We start from the raw sequence: 16,769 nt of genomic DNA, 5'->3' as shown, positions 1-16,769 counted from the left end.
GCGGCCGGCGCGCGAATTGCCGAACTCGCCGACGATATCCGCGCCGATCTGCTCCAGCTGAACATGCCGACGTTGGGTGCCGCGGCGCTGCCGCGCATCCCGGTCGTCGCAGTCACCCATGGCTGCGTTTCGACTTGGTGGCAGGCTGCCCGACCGCACGACTCCCTCGATCCCGGCTTCCGCTGGCACCGCGCGCTGATGGGGGAGGGGCTGCGCGCTGCGGATCGCGTCGTTGCGCCAACCGCGGCCTATGCGCGCGTCGTGGCGCACCATTATGGCCTGCGCAGCTGTCCCCAGGTCGTGCACAATGGCCGCGCGCCACTGGGGCCGGTGTGGCATCCGGCGGCCCATGACAGTGTGCTTACCGTCGGGCGGCTGTGGGATCCGGTAAAGGGCGCGGCTTTGCTCGACCGGGTGGCGGCACGGCTCGCGGTGCCATTTCACGCCGCAGGTGCGATCGAAGGGCCGCATGGCGAGCGGGTTGAATGCGCCAACCTCCATCTTCTGGGCCAACTCGATCGCGCGGGGCTGGCCGCCCAGCTGGCGCAGCGCCCCGTGTTCGTTTCGGCCGCGCGGTTCGAGCCGTTCGGGCTTGCCGTGCTGGAGGCCGCGGCGGCGGGATGTGCGCTTGTGCTCGCCGATACCCCCGGCTTTCGCGAGCTGTGGGGCGGGGTGGCCCAGTTCGTGCCGCCGGATGACGAGGATGGTTTTGTCGCCGCGATCGAGGCCGTGATCGGCGACCTGCCTGCCCGCGCCGCGATGGGCGAGGCAGCACGGGCCCGCGCCGAGCGCTACCGTCCCGAAGCGACCGCCAGTGCGATGCGCACCGTCTATGCCGATGCCCTGTCCGCCTGCCCGCGCCGGGGGAGCAAGGCGGCATGAGGATCGTCTATTTCACCCATTCGCTCGCCTCGTGCTGGAACCATGGCAATGCGCACTTCCTGCGCGGTGTGCTGAGCGAACTCGTCGCGCGCGGCCACGAGGTTGCGGTATGGGAGCCGCACGGGGCGTGGAGCCTCGCCAATCTGCTCGCCGATAATGGCGAAGCGGGGCTGGCGCCGTATCACTGCGCCTATCCCGAACTTGGATCGCAGAGCTACGGTCCTGAGGACGCGGTCGAGGCGATGGTCGATGGCGCCGATCTCGTCATCGTGCATGAGTGGAACGATCCTGTACTGGTGGCGCAGCTCGGCCGGCTGCGAATGGATGGCGGGCGGTTCACGCTGCTGTTTCACGACACCCACCACCGCGCGGTCAGTGAGCCCGAGGCGATGCGCGCCTTTGACCTGTCGGGCTATGACGGCGTGCTCGCCTTTGGCGAGGCGCTGGCCGAGGTCTATCGCGGCTGGGGCTGGGGTGGGCGCGTGTGGACCTGGCACGAGGCCGCCGATCTGCGCCGCTTCCACCCACCGGCGGAGCAGGAGCAGCGCGAAGGGCTGATCTGGATCGGCAATTGGGGCGATGGCGAGCGTACGGCCGAGCTGGAACAGTTCCTGCTCGCTCCGGCGCGGGATGCCAGGCTGCCGCTGGACATTTATGGCGTGCGCTACCCGCAACCGGCGCTGGAAATGCTGGAACTCTATGGCGCGCGCTATCACGGCTGGGCGGCGAATGCCCGTGCGCCCGAGCTGTTCGCGGGACATCTGGCGACCGTTCACGTGCCGCGCCATTATTATGCGACGCTGCTCCCTGGAATTCCCACGATCCGCGTATTCGAGGCGCTGGCCTGTGGCATTCCGTTGGTCTCCGCCCCGTGGGAAGATCGCGAAGGGTTGTTCACGCCGGGGGCGGACTATCTGGTCGCGCGCGATGGCGCGGAGATGACCCTCCACCTGCGTGCCCTTGCCGCCGACGCAGACCTGCGCCGTCGTCTTGCCGAGCACGGCCTGACCACCATCCGCGCCCGCCACAGCTGCGCGCACCGCGTCGACGAGCTGCTTGCGATCCTTGCCGCCTTGAAATCCCCCTCAGCCCGGAGTGCCGCATGAAGATCGCCTTCTACGGATCGAGCCTGTTGTCCGCTTATTGGAATGGTGCGGCGACCTATTATCGCGGCATTTTGAAGGACCTCGCCGCGCGCGGCCACAACATTACCTTCTACGAGCCCGATGCGTTCGACCGGCAGCAGCATCGCGATATCGATCCGCCGTCCTGGGCACGATCGGTAGTCTATCCGGCGACCGAGGCGGGCCTGCGCGCGGTCATCGCTGAAGCGGCGGACGCGGATATCGTCGTCAAGGCGAGCGGGGTCGGAGTGTTCGACCGAGAGTTGCTTGAGGGTGTGATGGCGCACGCCCGGCCTGGTGCGTTACGCAGCTTCTGGGACGTCGATGCCGCCGCAACCCTGGACGAGATGCGTGGCCATCCCGCGCATCCGGTGCGCACTGCGCTGCCGGAACTCGATCTGGTGCTGACCTATGGCGGCGGACAGCCCGTGGTGAGCACCTATCGCGAGTTCGGTGCAGCGCGGTGCGTGCCGGTCTATAATGCGCTAGATGCCGACACGCATTTTCCGGTGGCAGCCGACCCGCGTTTCGCCGCCGATCTCGGGCTGCTGGCTAATCGCTTGCCCGATCGTGAGGCGCGGGTGGAAGAGTTCTTCCTGCGTCCCGCCGCGATGCTGGCCGATCGCAGCTTCTTGCTTGGCGGGAATGGCTGGGGCGACAAGCCGATGCCGGCGAACGTCACCGCGGTGGGGCATGTTGGCACCGGCGACCACAATGCGTTCAACTGCACGCCGCGCGCGGTGCTCAACGTTGCGCGCGATTCGATGGCGCAGGTCGGCTTCTCGCCGGCTACGCGGGTCTTTGAGGCCGCAGGGGCGGGGGCGTGCCTGATCACCGACCATTGGGAGGGGATCGAGCTGTTCCTCGAGCCGGACGAGGAAGTGCTGGTCGCTCGCGACGGGAAGGATGTCGCCGAGTTGCTCGCCGGGCTCACCCCCGAGCGCGCCGCCGAGATTGGGGAGGCGGCGCGGATGCGCGTGCTTGCCGAGCACAGCTACACGCTGCGTGGCGCGCAGGTCGACGCATTGCTGCGCGCGCAGCTGCGCCAGGTGCGGGAGGCTGCGTGATGAAGCTCGTTGTCCTCGGCCTCAGCCTGTCATCGTCGTGGGGCAATGGCCACGCCACCACCTGGCGTGCGCTGCTCCGTGCCTTTGCCGCGCGGGGGCACGATATCCTGTTCCTGGAGCGGGATGTCCCCTGGTATGCAGCGCATCGCGACCTGCCCGATCCCGATTATTGCCGCTTGGTCTATTACAAGGAGATCGCTGAGCTGGAGCGGTGGCGCGGTGACATTGCCGATGCCGACGCGGTCGTCGTCGGTTCCTATGTGCCCGACGGCATCGCCGTCGCGCAGTTCGTTCAGACGCAGGCGCGGGGCGTCACGGCATTTTACGATATCGACACCCCGGTTACGCTGGCGGCGCTCGGTCGGGGCGAGTGCGCCTATCTCGATCGCGAGACGATCCGCGGGTTCGATCTCTATCTGTCGTTCACCGGCGGCCCGACGCTGGAGCGGATCGAGCGGGACTATGGCGCGCGCGCGGCGCGTGCGCTGTACTGTTCGGTCGATCCCGACGCCTATCGGCCGCTCGACGTGCCGAAGCGCTGGGACCTGTCCTATCTCGGTACCTATAGCCTGGACCGGCAGCCGACGCTCGAACGTCTGCTGATCGAACCCGCGCGCCGTCGCCCTGGCCTGCGCTTCGTCGTCGCGGGTTCGCGCTACCCCGACGACATCGACTGGCCAGCCAATGTCGAGCGGATCGAGCATCTTCCGCCGGCCGACCACGCGGCGTTCTATTGCGCCTCGGGGTATACGCTCAACGTGACCCGCGCCGACATGATCGCCGCCGGCTGGTCGCCCTCGGTCCGAATTTTCGAGGCAAGCGCCTGCGCAGTGCCAATCGTGTCGGATCGCTGGGAGGGCATTGATACGCTGCTCGCCCCGAACAGCGAAATCCTGCTGGCGGACACGACGGAAGATGCGCTGGCGGCACTCGATGCCGACGCCGCCTCGATCGGTACGGCTGCGCGCCGCCGCATCCTCGCCCAACACAGCGCGGCGCACCGCGCCGCCGAACTCGAACAGCATCTGTCGGACGCGCGTCCGCAACCAACCTCCGGGAGCCTGTCCATGGTCACTACTCCGCTCACGCTCGTTGCCGGTGGCGCAGGCTTTATTGGGTCGCATTTGTGCGCCGCGCTGCTTGGGCGGGGCGAGCATGTGCTGTGTCTCGACAATCTGCAGACCGCGCACCCGGCGAATCTTCAGAAGCTGGAGCGCCATCCGCGCTTCGAATTCATCCGCACCGACATCGTCGATGATCTGCCCGATTCAGTACTGACCCGCGCCCGCTGCATCACGCGCATCTACAATCTCGCCTGTGCTGCATCGCCGCCGCAGTATCAGGCAGATCCGGAGCATACGATGCTGACCAACGTCGTGGGGACCGGTCATCTGCTGCGTCTTGCCGAACGCTCGGGCGCGCGCTTCCTGCTCACCTCGACCAGCGAGGTCTATGGCGATCCCGAGGTACATCCCCAGCGCGAGGATTATCGCGGCGCCGTCAGCTGCATCGGTCCGCGCGCCTGTTATGATGAAGGCAAGCGCGCCGCCGAGGCGATGGCGTTCGACTTTGCCCGCATGGGCCGCGCGCAGGTGCGCGTGGCGCGGATCTTCAACACCTATGGTCCCCACATGCACCCGGATGACGGTCGTGTGATCTCCAACCTGATCTGTCAGTCGCTGTCGGGGCAGGAGCTCACCATCTATGGCGATGGCAGCCAGACCCGCAGCTTTTGCTACGTTTCCGATCTGGTCGACGGGCTGATGCGGCTGATGGAAAGCGAGATCGACGGCACGGAGCCCGTCAATCTCGGCAACCCGACCGAGCTGACCGTCAGCGAGCTGGTCGATCTCATTGTACAGCTGACCGGCACCAACGCGCCGGTCCGTCATCGCCCACTCCCGGTCGACGATCCGCGACGACGCCAGCCCGACATCGGTCGCGCCCGAACGGTTCTCGGCTGGGAGCCGACCGTACCTCTGCGGGAAGGTCTGGCGCTGACCTGCGCATGGTTCGCGCAGGAAGTCGGGCGCGTCGAGGGCGAGCGCCCTCTGGTCGTGGCGGCCGAGTGAGCTACCCCCGATCGCGGAGGCGCGGAGCATGACACTCAGGATCCATCACCTCAATTGCGGAACCAGCTGCCCCTGGGGCGGACGCCTGTTTGATGGCACCAGCCACGGGCTAATCACCGGCCATATCGTATGCCATTGCCTCTTGATCGAGACCGATGCGGGTCTGGTGCTGGTCGATACCGGATTCGGCACGCGCGACGTTGCGCATCCGCGCCGAAGGCTTTCGATGTTCTTTCGCGCGCTGAACAACATCCAGTTGCAACCCGAAGAAACTGCGGTCGCGCAGGTCCGCGCGCTCGGCTTCGATCCGCGCGACGTGCGGCATATCCTGATCAGCCATCTCGACTTCGATCATGCCGGCGGGATCGAGGATTTCCCCAATGCGACGGTGCACATCACTGCGCGCGAAAAGGAAGTGGCCGATCGCGGCTATGGCGGTGCGTTCGTCGGCACGCGGCGCTACCGCCCGCAGCAATGGGACGAAGCAACAGATTGGCGGCTCTACCCGATGGGCCGGGGGGAGCCGTGGTTTGGCTTTGATGCCGTCCGCCAACTTGACGGCTTGCCCCCCGAAATCCTCCTGATCCCCTTGTCCGGCCATACTTGGGGCCATAGCGGAATTGCGGTCGATACCGGCACAGGCTGGCTGCTCCACGCCGCTGACGCCTATTTCCATCGCGATGAAATCCATGGTCAGCGCCGGCGCTGCCCTGCGGGGATGCGGGGTTACCAGTGGATGATGGAAGTGGATCGTGAGGCGCGGCTCGGCAATCAGGCGCGGCTGCGTCGTCTCGCCCATGAGCATGACGGCGAGGTGGCGATCTTCTGCGCACATGATGCGGTGGAATTCGGAGCTTTAAGCCGAGCGCGTTGGAAGTCGACCTGCGACCCCTGAGAATGCGCGAGCAGATCAGCGTCTTTGCGCCGGCAGCCCTGTCTAAAACGGCCGGCGCGCCGTTCGCACTGGACAACTACACAAAACCGATTCACAAGGGCCTCGCGATCCCGCGAAACCCGCGGAAATCCGTGCGTTGAGGGGGCAGGTATTTCGGGTTCGAATCCTGTCTCCCCGACCATTCCACCAGAATCCATTGCGATTGAACACTGCCTGCCCAGTTTCGGCTCATGCCGACGCTACTGACGGATCAGCGCCATTCGTCGTGCAAACTCGGCCCTGACCTGTGGTGACACACGGGAAGTCTCAACCAGCATTACAAGGCCTGCGGTCTGGAGGTCGAATGCGGAGATGAGTGCATTCAGCCGCTCCGGATGATAGTCCGCCAATTGGCCAAACTGCCCCGCGAGCGATATGTCGTCGGGCATCGGCTCCGGCGCGGGCCAATGTTCCTTGAGCCAGGCGACGGCAGCGGCGGTTCGCTTGACGCGATAGAGCAGCCCGTCGATCCGGCTATCGGACGCGAAGTCAACCTTGATCGTCAGTGGAGCAGTCGTGGCGAGCGGGGGGACGATGACGCGTGCGGTCAAGCTGGTGCCATCATAGTGCCAATGGCCGCTGCGCTGATCGTCAGAGCGTGAATATGCAATGCCGTTGACCGATACCCGCGTTGGAAGCGACGCCGCTGGAAACGCTGCGGTGATCTGCCGGGTGGTCGACGCGCCAGGGTAGCCGCCCTTGCGCGGGTTCACGGTCAGCGTCGCACCCCGGGCGTCGCGCGTGCTGTTGATTGGCGTGAAGCTGAACGCACCGGACCGATAGCCTTCGTCGTTGCCGGCATCTTCATAGAGCTGTGTAATCGCCGCACCGCCCGGCATAACCTGTAGCACCAACTCGCTTCCGTCGTTTTGCTGCAAGTTCTTCGTCGCGGGCGGATTCATCGGAATGACCGCGCCAGCCCGCACGAATAGCGGAACTTCGTTCAGCAGATAGTCGCGCGAAATGGTACGATCGCCCGCGACAAGCTCGCCGCGGTTCGTATCGTACCACTGTCCCGGCGGCAGCCAGATCGACGTTTCGACGACGCCGTCACGTCCGGCTTTGGTCACGGGCGCAACCAGCATGTCGTCGCCGAACATATATTGTCCACGCGCCGTATAGGCTTCCTCCCGATCCGGCCACGCATAATAGAGCGGGCGCATGATCGAGACCCCCGTGTCGTACGCCTGTCGCGACGCGGTGTAGATATAGGGCGCGAGGCGATAGCGCTGGGCCACGGTGTCGCGCAGGATATTCAGGACTTCCGGCGAGAATCGCCACGGCTCCTTGCGGAGATTGCCGTCCTTGGCCGAGTGAGTGCGCAGGATCGGGCTGAACGCGCCGAATTGCATCCAGCGGACATAGAGCTCGGGGTCCAGAGTGCGCTGATCGTCGGGGATCCCGTCGGCGGACATGTGGCCGCCGATATCGTGGCTCCAATAGCCATAAAGGACGTTCGAAGCAGTTGCGGTAAAATAGGGCTGATAGGCCAGCGAATCCCAGGTGATGACGGCATCGCCGGAGAAGCCGATCTGGTAGCGGTGGTTTCCGAGCCCGCCCCAGCGGTGATAGATCAGCGCGCGACTGGCGTTCGCCCGCTGCATGCGCGTGTAGAACAGGTGGTTGAGCCACCAAGTGTTCGACAGGCCCGGCATTAGCTTCGACTCCGGCCATTGCTGCCAGTCGAGCCACCAGAAATCGACGCCCTGCGCGGTCAGCGGGTCGAGCGTCAGCTTGAACCAATTGTCGACGAAGCGGCGGTCGGCGCCTTCGAACGGCACGGCCTTGCCATCGGTCACGCCCATCGCCTTGGCGAAGGCGGCATAGCTGTCCTCGCGCGGGGGGATGCCCGATGCGGGATGCAGGTTAAGCGTCGCCTTGATCTTGCGGTCTTCCAGCCAGCCCAGGAAGCGCTTCGGATCGGGGAACAGGCTGCGGTTCCAGCTATAGCCGGTCCAGCCAACGCCTTCGCCGACCTCGTCCTTCACGACATAGCGCGGGTCCCAGCTGAGATCGTCGGTGCGATGCCAGTCCATGTCGATGACGAGCACGTCGAGCGGGAAGCCGGAGCGATCGAGATCGCCGACCAGATCGCGCAGCTCGCGGTCGGAATAATTCCAGTAGCGCGACCACCAATAGCCGAAGGCAAAGCGTGGCGGCATCGGCTGGCGGCCAGCAACCTTGGCAAAATCGCCGAGCGCGCGGGTGTAATCGTGGCCGTAGCCGAAGAAGTACAGGTCCTGGCACTCGCCACAGGCGCGTTTCTGCACCCAAGGGTCCGGGCGGCTGTCGTCGAACACGAAAGAGCGGCTGTCATCGACGATGTGCCAGCCATCGCGCGAGATGAGCCCTTGGCCGAGATCGAGCCGGGAGCCGTTGTCGATCTGCCGGTCGCCCGAGTAGCGGTCGAGGGTTCGTGCGGTGCCGTGCAGATTGCCGGTCGCGGGCGTGCCGGGGCGCCAGCTGAACGCGGGCTTCAGGTTACGCGAGCGGATGGTGAGGTTGGCGGCGGTGAAGCGACCGCTGTCGAGGGTATAGCTGAGTTCGAGTGCATCGGTGCGGATCACCAGCTTGCCGTTTTCGACCGTGGTGGTGAAGCGGGGCACGGGCTGGTCGCGGTCGATGAACACCTGCGACGGCGCATCGACGAAGCGGGCGGCTGGCGACCATTCCATCCGGATCAGCCCGGAGGTCAGCACCGTGAATCGCGCTTGGCCGCGGGTGACGGTCGCGGCTGCGGCAGCGCGCCCTTCCATGTCGGCGGGGCTGGCGACCGCAACCGGAGCCGTCAGCGCCAGTGCCATGGCGCTCAGGCCGACCGCGACGCATGCTTTCCCGATGTTCAACATCGCTCTCCGTTTGTTGATTTTGATGGGGACATCAGTTCCGCTCGACGTCGAACCGCCATGCGATAACGTTGCGGTAGACCTGGCCCGGCTCCAGTCGCACCGACCCGAATGCGGGGCGGTTGACGGTGTCGGGAAATTGCTGGGGTTCGAGCGCGATCGCATCGCCCATGCGGATCATCTGGCCGCCTTTGCCGACCGAGCTTCCATCGAGGAAGTTGCCGGAATAGAACTGCAGGCCTGGCTGGTTGGAGTGAACCTCCATCACCCGGCCGGACACGGGATCGAGGACACGCGCCATCAGTCGCAGATGATCGGCGATATCGGCTGCGACGATCCAGTTATGGTCATAGCCGCGTCCGATCCGAAGCTGCGCGTCGCCGCCATCGCGTACCCGCTCGGCAATCACGGTCGGCGTCCGGAAGTCGAACGCGGTTCCGTCGACCGCTCGGACCTCGCCGGTGGGAATCGCCGTGTCGTCGGTCGGCAGGAACTGCTCGGCCGGGATCGTCAGATGGTGGTCGAGTGCGCTGATGCCGCTGTCTGTGCCGGCAAGGTTCCAGTAGGCGTGGTTGGACAGGGCAACGACGGTTGGCGCATCACTGATCGCGCGATATTCCACCTGCAGGCTATTGGCGGCGTCGAGCGCGTAGCGCGCGGTCACCGTCAGCGTTCCGGGATAGCCCTGATCGCCGTCCGGGCTGACATGGCCGAGCGTGACCGACGCCTCCCCGTCGGTCCCGGTGTTCAGGATCTTCCAGTTCGCCTTGTCGAACCCGCGATCCCCGCCATGGAGCGAGTTGGGGCCGTTGTTGACCGGCACCCGATATTCGGTGCCGTCGAAGATGAAACGCCCGTTCGCGATGCGATTGGCGATGCGGCCGACCGTGGAACCCATGAATTGCGGCTGGTCGACATATTCCGCGAGCGTTGCATGGCCGAGCGCGACATCGCCTAGCCGTCCGTGGCGGTCCGGGACGCACACCGCGTGGATCGAAGCGCCGTAGCTCAGGATCGATACTTCCGCCGTCCCGTTGCCCAGTCGGATCAGCTCAACCCGCTCCCCGTTCAGCGTGCCGAAATCGATACGGTCCACAGTGAAATTCATGCGCGGCTCCCGACCGCGACAAACGGTCTTTCCTGTTGAGCTGATTTATATGATAAAAGAAGCGACAGGTCGAGTGGGCGTTGATCCGACCGGCCAGGATGATGGAGCCAAAGGAGTTACGTATGGCAAAATACCCCGCTCTTGCATTGCTGGCGCTGGCCTGCACCGCGTTCGCGCCGGCGAAGGAAGAGCCGCCGTTCGCGCCCGTGCTGGAAGAGGATTTCGCCGACCCGTTCGTGATGCTGCACGACGGGACGTTCTATGCCTATGCGACCAATCCGCCGGGCAATGTCGCGAACGTGCAGATGGCGACCTCGACCAACCTCGCCGACTGGGCGCTGGTCAAGACGGGTGGCAAGATTCACGATGCGATGCCGACGTTGCCGGTCTGGGCGCGCGAGGGGTTCACCTGGGCGCCCGAGGTGCTGCGCGTACCCAATGGCTTCGTGATCTATATCACCGCGCGCGAGAAGGAGAGCGGGCTGCAATGCGTGGGCGCGGCGTTTTCCAGCGATCCGCGCGGGCCGTTCGTGTCGAAGGAAACCGAGCCGATGGTGTGCCAGCGCGACCTGGGCGGCACGATCGACGCGGCACCATTCCGTGACAGCGATGGCAAGCTGTATCTCTATTACAAGAATGACGGCAATAATCCGAAGTTCGGCAAGCCGACCGACATCTATGCCCAGCGCATGAGCGCCGATGGGCTGAAGCTGGAGGGTCCCGCCGTCGCGCTGTTGCGCAACGACAAGCCGTGGGAGGCCCATGTGATCGAGGCGCCGACCATGGTGAAGACCCCCGCGGGTTATGCAATGTTCTATTCGTCGAACCATTATGGCTGGGAAGAGCATCAGCGGCTGTCGCCCTATGCGATGGGCTGGGCGAAGTGCGAAGGGCCGATGGGGCCGTGCACCGACTCACCCAAGAACCCGATCCTCTACAGCTACAACAACCGCGAAGCCGGTTGCCTGAGCGGGCCGGGGCATCAGAGCATTGTTACCGTCGGGGCGCGCCAGTTCGTGACCTTCCACGCATGGGCCGCGACGCCTGGGTGCCGCAAGCTGGACAACAAGCGCTATCTCTATGTCGCGCCTTTGCTGTGGAAGGATGGTGAACCGGCCGTCGGTGTCAGCATCCGGCCGACCGGGAAGAAGTGAGTTGGTTCAGCCTGCCCGCAGCTGTTTGAGCAGTTGCGGGTAGGGCGGCACGCGCGCGACAGCGTCGGCGAGGCGCGCGGCGAGCGCATCCATCGCGTGTTCGGCCCGGCCGGGGTCAATCGAGGCAGTCAGCGGGTCGATCGCGTTCGGCCGAACGCCAAGGCCGATCAGCGCCGCGCGCCACGCGTCCGCCTCGAACGGCTCGCCCTCGAACGGCGGCAGCCGCCCGCGGCGTTCGAACTGATTGAGCGTGCGGGCAAGGCCCTCGGGAAGCGTCTGGGCCATGGTGCGCGCGCGCAGGTGGTGGAGCGCGTGAAAGTCACGCATGCGCGTCGCGCTCGCGCGGCTGCGACGGTTGTACTCGGCCAGCTCGGCCTGCAAGAAATTCCGACCCGGCAACAGATCGAGCGCCAGCAAGATTGCGTCCTGAGCCAGGTGGAGTCCGGTTCCGAAGAGCGGATCGATCGCGCCTGCGGCATCGCCGATCGCCAGAACATTGCCGATCCATGGCTTGTGATGGCCGAACTGCACCGGGATGCCGGTGGGCGCATCGCTGAGTTCGATCACGCGGGTTCGCCCTGCCAGCGGCGATTGCCAGCGCCAGCCGTGCGCGGATGTCTCGGCCCGATCAAGCGGGTCGGCGGCGTCGCCGGGTCCGTCGCGCACCGCCATCGAGCGCCCCGGAAGCCACGCGTCCCACGGCTCGAACGCGCGCGCATCGGGAGCGCGAAGCAACGCCTGCGTCCCCGTGCAGTCGAGGTAAAGATCCGCGCTGACGCGCTTGCCATCGGCCATTGCAATGGCGGTGACCGTCCCAGTTCCGTCGCGCTCAACCGACACGAACGGTGCGTGTCGCGGCAGTGCGGCAGTCAGTGCCGCAAGGCGGGCACGGTAGCGGGGCGGATCGATGCGCAGCGCGTAGAGCATGCCGCCGAGCGGGGAGGCAGGGTCGGGGCTGGGGTGGACGAACTTGCCGGAAGCGCCCAGCAACGCTGCCGCGCTGTAGCGCCAGAAGGGTTCCGCGCGCCCGGCCTGAAACGCGCGATGCCACAAGGTGTGGAACGGGATGTCGCCGGCCATCAGGCCATGCTCGCCAAAGCCATGGATCCAAGCCTGATCGAGCTCATGCCAAGGGCCGAAGCGGGCGCCCAGCAGGTGCGTCGCGATCCCCGCGCGGATCAGCTCACGCTCGTCCAGCCCGATCGCGGCGTGGAAACGGTGGATGCTGGGCCAAGTTGCGCACTGAATCTCGGCCACCGCCGCCGCATCGGGTTCAGCTGGGACGATCGTCACCGTGATCTGCGGCAAGGCCCGGGCGAATGCTGCCGCCGCGCACAGCCCGACAATCCCGTCGCCGACGACGCAAACAGAGCGGATGGCGCGCGCGCTCATGCGAGGCGAGCCAAGGCCGCGTCATGACTGGGCATGTCGCGCACCGTTGCCGCGATCTGCGCGCGCAGCTGATCAAGCGCCCCGCCGAGTTGTGAGGGATCGATCAAGTCGGCGCGCTGGTCCCAATGGCGCGGGGTAATCCCCTGGCCGAGATAGACGGCGAGCCAGCTGGGTTCGAAGAACAGCCCCTGGGTGTAATGCGCGACGCGGCCGGACTCGCGAAACAGCTCCATCTTCTCGGCCAGGCTGTCGGGGATGCGCATCGTGCGCATGTCGTTCCAGAACGGCGAATCGTCGCGCGCCGTTGCGTGATAGTGGAGGATCAGGAAGTCGCGGATCCGGTCATATTCGAGATCGACCATGCAATTGAACTCGTCGCGATCGGCATCCGCAATGCGGCCGTCGATCGGGAATAGCGCGATCAGCTGCTCGACCGCGCCTTGCGCCAGATAGATGCTGGTCGATTCGAGCGGCTCCAGAAAGCCGGAGGCGAGGCCGATCGACACGACGTTGCGATCCCAGCTGCGCGCCCGGCGACCGGCGCGGAAACGGAGCACGCGCGGATCGGCGAGGGGCGGGTGTTCAAGCGCGGAAACGAGCGCCGTGCTGGCCGCATCCTCATCAAGATGCGCGGATGAAAAGACATAGCCATTGCCGACCCGGTGGCGCAGTGGAATGCGCCAGCGCCAGCCGGCCGACATTGCCGTGGCGCGGGTATAGGGCTCGATCGGACCCTCGGGCGAGGCGCAGGGGGCAGCGACGGCGCGGTCGCATGGGAGCCAGTGCGACCAGTCCTCCCACGCCGAACCGATTGCTCCGCCGATCAGCAGGGCGCGAAAGCCCGAGCAATCGACGAACAGGTCGCCCTCGACCCGCTCGCCGCTGGCGAGGGTGAGCGCGGAGACATCGCCAGACAGCGGATCGAGCGAGACGTCGACGACACGGCCTTCGGTCCGCTCGACCCCGCGCGCGACGGCATAGTTGCGCAGATACGGAGCGAACAAGGTGGCGTCGAACTGATAGGCATAGCCATAGCTGGAGCGCAGCGACGCCGCGTCGTCGGTCGGCGGAGCGAAGCGGCGCTGCGCCGCCATCTGGTTGCACAGCGAATAGTCGAACAGCGAAGCGTCACGGCCCTGCGCCCGCATCCGTAGCCAATAGTGATGAAAGGGCACGCCGTTGAGCGGTCGGCCGAAATTGCCGAACGGGTGGAGATAGGCGTCGCCGATGCGGCCGAAGTCGCGGAATTCGATCCCGAGCTTATAGGTTGCCTGCGTGACAGCCATGAACTCGGCCTCGTCGATCCCGAGCATGGACACGAAGGCGCGCAGATGGGGGAGGGTCGCCTCGCCCACGCCGACGATACCAATATCCTCGGACTCGATCAGCCGGACGCTGCAGGCATGGGGCAGGCGGCGGATCAGCGCCGCCGCGGCCATCCATCCGGCAGTGCCGCCGCCGACAATGACGACGCGGGTGCGCGGCCGATCGTCGCGGGGGACTTCGCTGCTCATCGCATGATCCTCAAACGACAGGAGCCGAAGAGCAAGGCTCTCCGGCTCCCATGCTCGTGCCGGCGTTCCCGTCAGAACCGGAAGCGGACGCCGACGGTGAGGGTCGATTCCTCGTAGCGAACCACACGCGGATAGGTGGCAGTGAACGCCCCTGCTGCGGGCAGGGCATTGTTGACCGTGTTTGTGCGTGTCAGCGTCGAACTGAACGGGTCACCCAGGATGTTCGTCCAGTCGCCGAACACCGTGACTGCCGGCATCAAATCATAGCTGACCGACAGATCGAGCCGCTGAACCGGATCGGCTTCTTCGGTGTAAAGGTGGTCACCGCGGCGCTGATACGTCAGCGGGAACGCGCTGCGCCAGTTGTAAGCGAGGCGCGCAGACAGACCGTTGGCCTCGTAGAAGGCTGCTGCGTTCAGCGACCAATCGGACACGAACAGGAGCTCGCGGTTGACCGTCCGGATCAGCGGCGATCCGTCTGGATTGAGGCCGTCGTCATAGTTGAAATCCGACCGCGCATCGAGATTCGTGACGTTCCCCTGCAGACCGAACTGCGGCAGCCCGATGAAATCGAGGAAGGTCGAGCCCTGGATTTCGAAGCCGCGGATGCGGCCATTGCCCGCATTGACCGGCGAGTTCAGGCGCAGCGGGGTTCCGTCCGGAAGCGTGCCGGTAAAGGTATTCCCCTCGATGAACCCCTTCATATCGCGGTGGAACACGCTCACCGATACGAAGCCGTTGCGCGAGAAATAATATTCCAGCGCGGCGTCGTAGTTGCGCGACGTGAGCGGGTTCAGGAACGGGTTACCGCCATTGCCGGTGCGGTAGCAGCCTGCCGGGATCGGGGTGAGCGACAAACAGCCATTGGTGTTGGGCCGATCCAGCGTCCCCGACGCGCGCAGGTCGATGAAGTTGGGTCGCGTCTGGGTCTCGGTGACGGCAAACCGCGCCTGGATCTGCGGTGTGAAGCGGATACGCGCATTGAAGTTGGGCAACCATGCTTCAAATTTGCGTTCCACGACCGTCGGCGTCTGCACACCCGGGCCGCCGCCTGCCGGGAGCACGAAGCGCGTGCCCGACAGGTCGAGATCGCTGCGCGTGTAGCGCAGGCCGATCGTGCCGTCGATGCTGGCTTCACCCCCGAGCGGGATTTCGTAACGGACTTGGCCATAGGCCGCGAAATGCTTCTCGTTCGCATCCCAGGTCTGCTGCGGATCGGGCGCCGGTGCCCCGGTCAGGCCGGGCTGGTTGAACGTGCGAAGCTGCTCCAGATTGGCGCGGATGCTGTCATAGGTCGGCGAGAGCCAGGTCAGCAGACCGGGCTGCGGATCGGCACCGCGGAACCCGGGCTGGAACAGCTCATAAGTCAGCGGCACCGCCGAGAATGGACGACGGTCGCCTTCACGATCGAAATAGCGGTTGCCATATTCGCGGCGGGCGTCGCGATCGGTATAGCGGACACCGGCTTCAAACGCCTTCACCCACGGCAGTTCGGTTTCGTAGGTTACGTCGAAACGCGCCTGCCAGTCCTTGCCCTTGGCCTGCTGCGCTTCCTCATAGAAGCCGCGATAGACGTAGTTTGCAGGGTTGCTTGCATCGAAGCCTGGGATCGATAAGACCGCGCCGCCGTCGCCACTGTCGGCATTGGTGTCGAACACGATCGACTGCGGGGCGGCAAAGGCATAGTCGACGCTGGCGGTCGACCCGGTGAAGGTCGAGTCCGTCCGTGCGACGTCTGCGGTGATCTTGAGGCTGCCGGTCTCGAAGCTGCCGCCGACTGCGAACTGGAAGGTGTCGGTCTTGTTGTACGTACCGCCCTGATAGCCCTGCACGCGGCGCGGATTGGTCACGGTCGCGCTTTCGAGCAGGTCGGGGCGACCGGGAACGGTCACGGCGTTGGAGAAGCCGGAGCCACCCCACAGGGCCGCTTCCATCTCGCGTGACGACAGCTTGTTGCGGAAGCCCTGGTAGAGACCTTCGGCGTAGAATTCGAGGCCGGGGCTCGGGCGCCACTGGATCGCGCCGTTGACCGACGGACGCTCGCGATCACCCTCGTCATAGGTTACGCGCTGAATGTCCGGGAATTGCGTCCCGCCCGGGCCGCCACCCGCAACGAAGTCGGTGTTGGAGCGCGTCGAATCGCGATAATGCATGCTGGTATAGGACAGGCCGAGCAGCGCGCCGATCTCGCCCCCGCCGACATCCCAGCGGTCCGAGACCATGATGTTGCCGTTCGGGTTATAGTCGCGCGCCTGATAGGTGTAGGTCAGCCATGCAGAACCGGCGACGTGGAAGTCGGCGAAGTCGAACGGCCGACGCGAGCGCACGTTGATGAGGCCGGCCAGGCCCGGCTCGACCAGGTTGGCGGTCGAGGTTTTGAACACCTCGATCGCGCCGATCGCGCCCGAAGGAAAGTCCTGCAGCGCGACCGAGCGGGTTTCGGCGGTGAAGATTTCGCGGCCGTTATAGGTGGTGACGAAGTCGGGAAGGCCGCGCACCAGTACGCGTCCGGCTTCGCCACCGCTGCGCTCGACCTGAACGCCGGGAATGCGGGCCGCCGTGTCCGAAACCGCGATATCGGGCAGCTTGCCGATGTCCTCCGCAACGATCGCATCGACAATCTGTGTCGAGTTGCGGCGGATATTCTGCTGCGATTCAAGCGACTGGCGGTAGCCG

The 16,769-nt window shown here is 65.6% G+C and carries 11 protein-coding genes and 1 pseudogene; 7 read left to right on the top strand and 5 right to left on the bottom strand.

Translation table 11 applies throughout. From position 1 onward, the window contains the following. From AX681_RS12125 to AX681_RS12100, 6 genes and pseudogenes are all read left to right on the top strand, one after another. Window positions 1-882 (top strand): glycosyltransferase family 4 protein (locus AX681_RS12125; RefSeq protein WP_066682316.1); only part of this gene is annotated, 882 nt, incomplete at its 5' end. Continuing rightward, window positions 879-1,988, top strand: coding sequence for a CgeB family protein (locus tag AX681_RS12120; RefSeq protein ID WP_066659055.1), 1,110 nt, complete (start codon window positions 879-881; stop codon window positions 1,986-1,988). The genes AX681_RS12125 and AX681_RS12120, both read left to right, overlap by 4 nt. Beyond that, complete coding sequence (locus AX681_RS12115) at window positions 1,985-3,073, top strand: CgeB family protein (RefSeq protein WP_066682314.1); 1,089 nt, start codon at window positions 1,985-1,987, stop codon at window positions 3,071-3,073. Before AX681_RS12120 ends, AX681_RS12115 begins: the two co-directional genes overlap by 4 nt. Continuing rightward, window positions 3,073-4,080 (top strand): annotated as a pseudogene (locus AX681_RS23210) (CgeB family protein); the annotation flags it as partial. The gene AX681_RS12115 and the pseudogene AX681_RS23210, both read left to right, overlap by 1 nt. A gap of 60 nt (window positions 4,081-4,140) precedes the next feature. Continuing rightward, window positions 4,141-5,145 carry a UDP-glucuronic acid decarboxylase family protein gene (locus AX681_RS22505; RefSeq protein ID WP_066658040.1) on the top strand — a complete coding sequence of 335 codons (1,005 nt, stop codon included), beginning with the start codon at window positions 4,141-4,143 and terminating at the stop codon, window positions 5,143-5,145. Window positions 5,146-5,173: 28 nt separating this feature from the next. Next, window positions 5,174-6,040 carry an MBL fold metallo-hydrolase gene (locus AX681_RS12100; RefSeq protein WP_066658026.1) on the top strand — a complete coding sequence of 289 codons (867 nt, stop codon included), beginning with the start codon at window positions 5,174-5,176 and terminating at the stop codon, window positions 6,038-6,040. Window positions 6,041-6,279: 239 nt separating this feature from the next. On the opposite strand, the gene AX681_RS12095 is transcribed toward AX681_RS12100, so the two are convergent. Further along, window positions 6,280-8,925 (bottom strand): glycoside hydrolase family 31 protein, encoded by a 2,646-nt coding sequence (locus tag AX681_RS12095; protein ID WP_197421832.1) that lies wholly within the window; start codon window positions 8,923-8,925, stop codon window positions 6,280-6,282. A 34-nt stretch (window positions 8,926-8,959) separates the two neighbouring features. Further along, entirely contained in the window at window positions 8,960-10,033 is a 1,074-nt protein-coding gene (locus tag AX681_RS12090) for an aldose epimerase family protein (protein WP_066658021.1), read from the bottom strand. A gap of 122 nt (window positions 10,034-10,155) precedes the next feature. On the opposite strand from AX681_RS12090, the gene AX681_RS12085 reads away from it, so the two are divergent. Further along, complete coding sequence (locus AX681_RS12085; protein WP_066658018.1) at window positions 10,156-11,187, top strand: glycoside hydrolase family 43 protein; 1,032 nt, start codon at window positions 10,156-10,158, stop codon at window positions 11,185-11,187. 6 nt (window positions 11,188-11,193) lie between these two features. On the opposite strand, the gene AX681_RS12080 is transcribed toward AX681_RS12085, so the two are convergent. The 3 genes from AX681_RS12080 to AX681_RS12070 all read right to left on the bottom strand — a co-directional run. Next, on the bottom strand, window positions 11,194-12,579 hold the full coding sequence (locus tag AX681_RS12080) for a tryptophan 7-halogenase (protein ID WP_066658015.1): 1,386 nt from the start codon (window positions 12,577-12,579) through the stop codon (window positions 11,194-11,196). Next, complete coding sequence (locus AX681_RS12075; RefSeq protein ID WP_066658012.1) at window positions 12,576-14,093, bottom strand: tryptophan halogenase family protein; 1,518 nt, start codon at window positions 14,091-14,093, stop codon at window positions 12,576-12,578. The genes AX681_RS12080 and AX681_RS12075 overlap by 4 nt, the downstream gene beginning before the upstream one ends. 71 nt (window positions 14,094-14,164) lie before the next feature. Continuing rightward, window positions 14,165-16,769: TonB-dependent receptor (locus tag AX681_RS12070; protein ID WP_066682312.1), on the bottom strand; the 2,605-nt coding region annotated here is incomplete at its 5' end.

Origin of the sequence: Sphingomonas sp. CCH9-E2, assembly GCF_001557215.1 — a bacterium.
Classification (GTDB): Bacteria; Pseudomonadota; Alphaproteobacteria; order Sphingomonadales; family Sphingomonadaceae; genus Sphingomonas.
The sequence above is the reverse complement of the archived record's forward strand: the minus strand, read 5'-3'. Positions and strand labels throughout refer to the sequence as shown.

Bases quoted from the DNA above. Each gene is read 5' to 3' on its own strand.
- AX681_RS12120 (WP_066659055.1), top strand. From the start codon at position 879: ATGAGGATCGTCTATTTCACCCATTCGCTCGCCTCGTGCTGGAACCAT.
- AX681_RS12115 (WP_066682314.1), top strand. From the start codon at position 1,985: ATGAAGATCGCCTTCTACGGATCGAGCCTGTTGTCCGCTTATTGGAAT.
- AX681_RS22505 (WP_066658040.1), top strand. From the start codon at position 4,141: ATGGTCACTACTCCGCTCACGCTCGTTGCCGGTGGCGCAGGCTTTATT.
- AX681_RS12100 (WP_066658026.1), top strand. From the start codon at position 5,174: ATGACACTCAGGATCCATCACCTCAATTGCGGAACCAGCTGCCCCTGG.
- AX681_RS12090 (WP_066658021.1), bottom strand. From the start codon at position 10,033: ATGAATTTCACTGTGGACCGTATCGATTTCGGCACGCTGAACGGGGAG.
- AX681_RS12085 (WP_066658018.1), top strand. From the start codon at position 10,156: ATGGCAAAATACCCCGCTCTTGCATTGCTGGCGCTGGCCTGCACCGCG.
- AX681_RS12080 (WP_066658015.1), bottom strand. From the start codon at position 12,579: ATGAGCGCGCGCGCCATCCGCTCTGTTTGCGTCGTCGGCGACGGGATT.
- AX681_RS12075 (WP_066658012.1), bottom strand. From the start codon at position 14,093: ATGAGCAGCGAAGTCCCCCGCGACGATCGGCCGCGCACCCGCGTCGTC.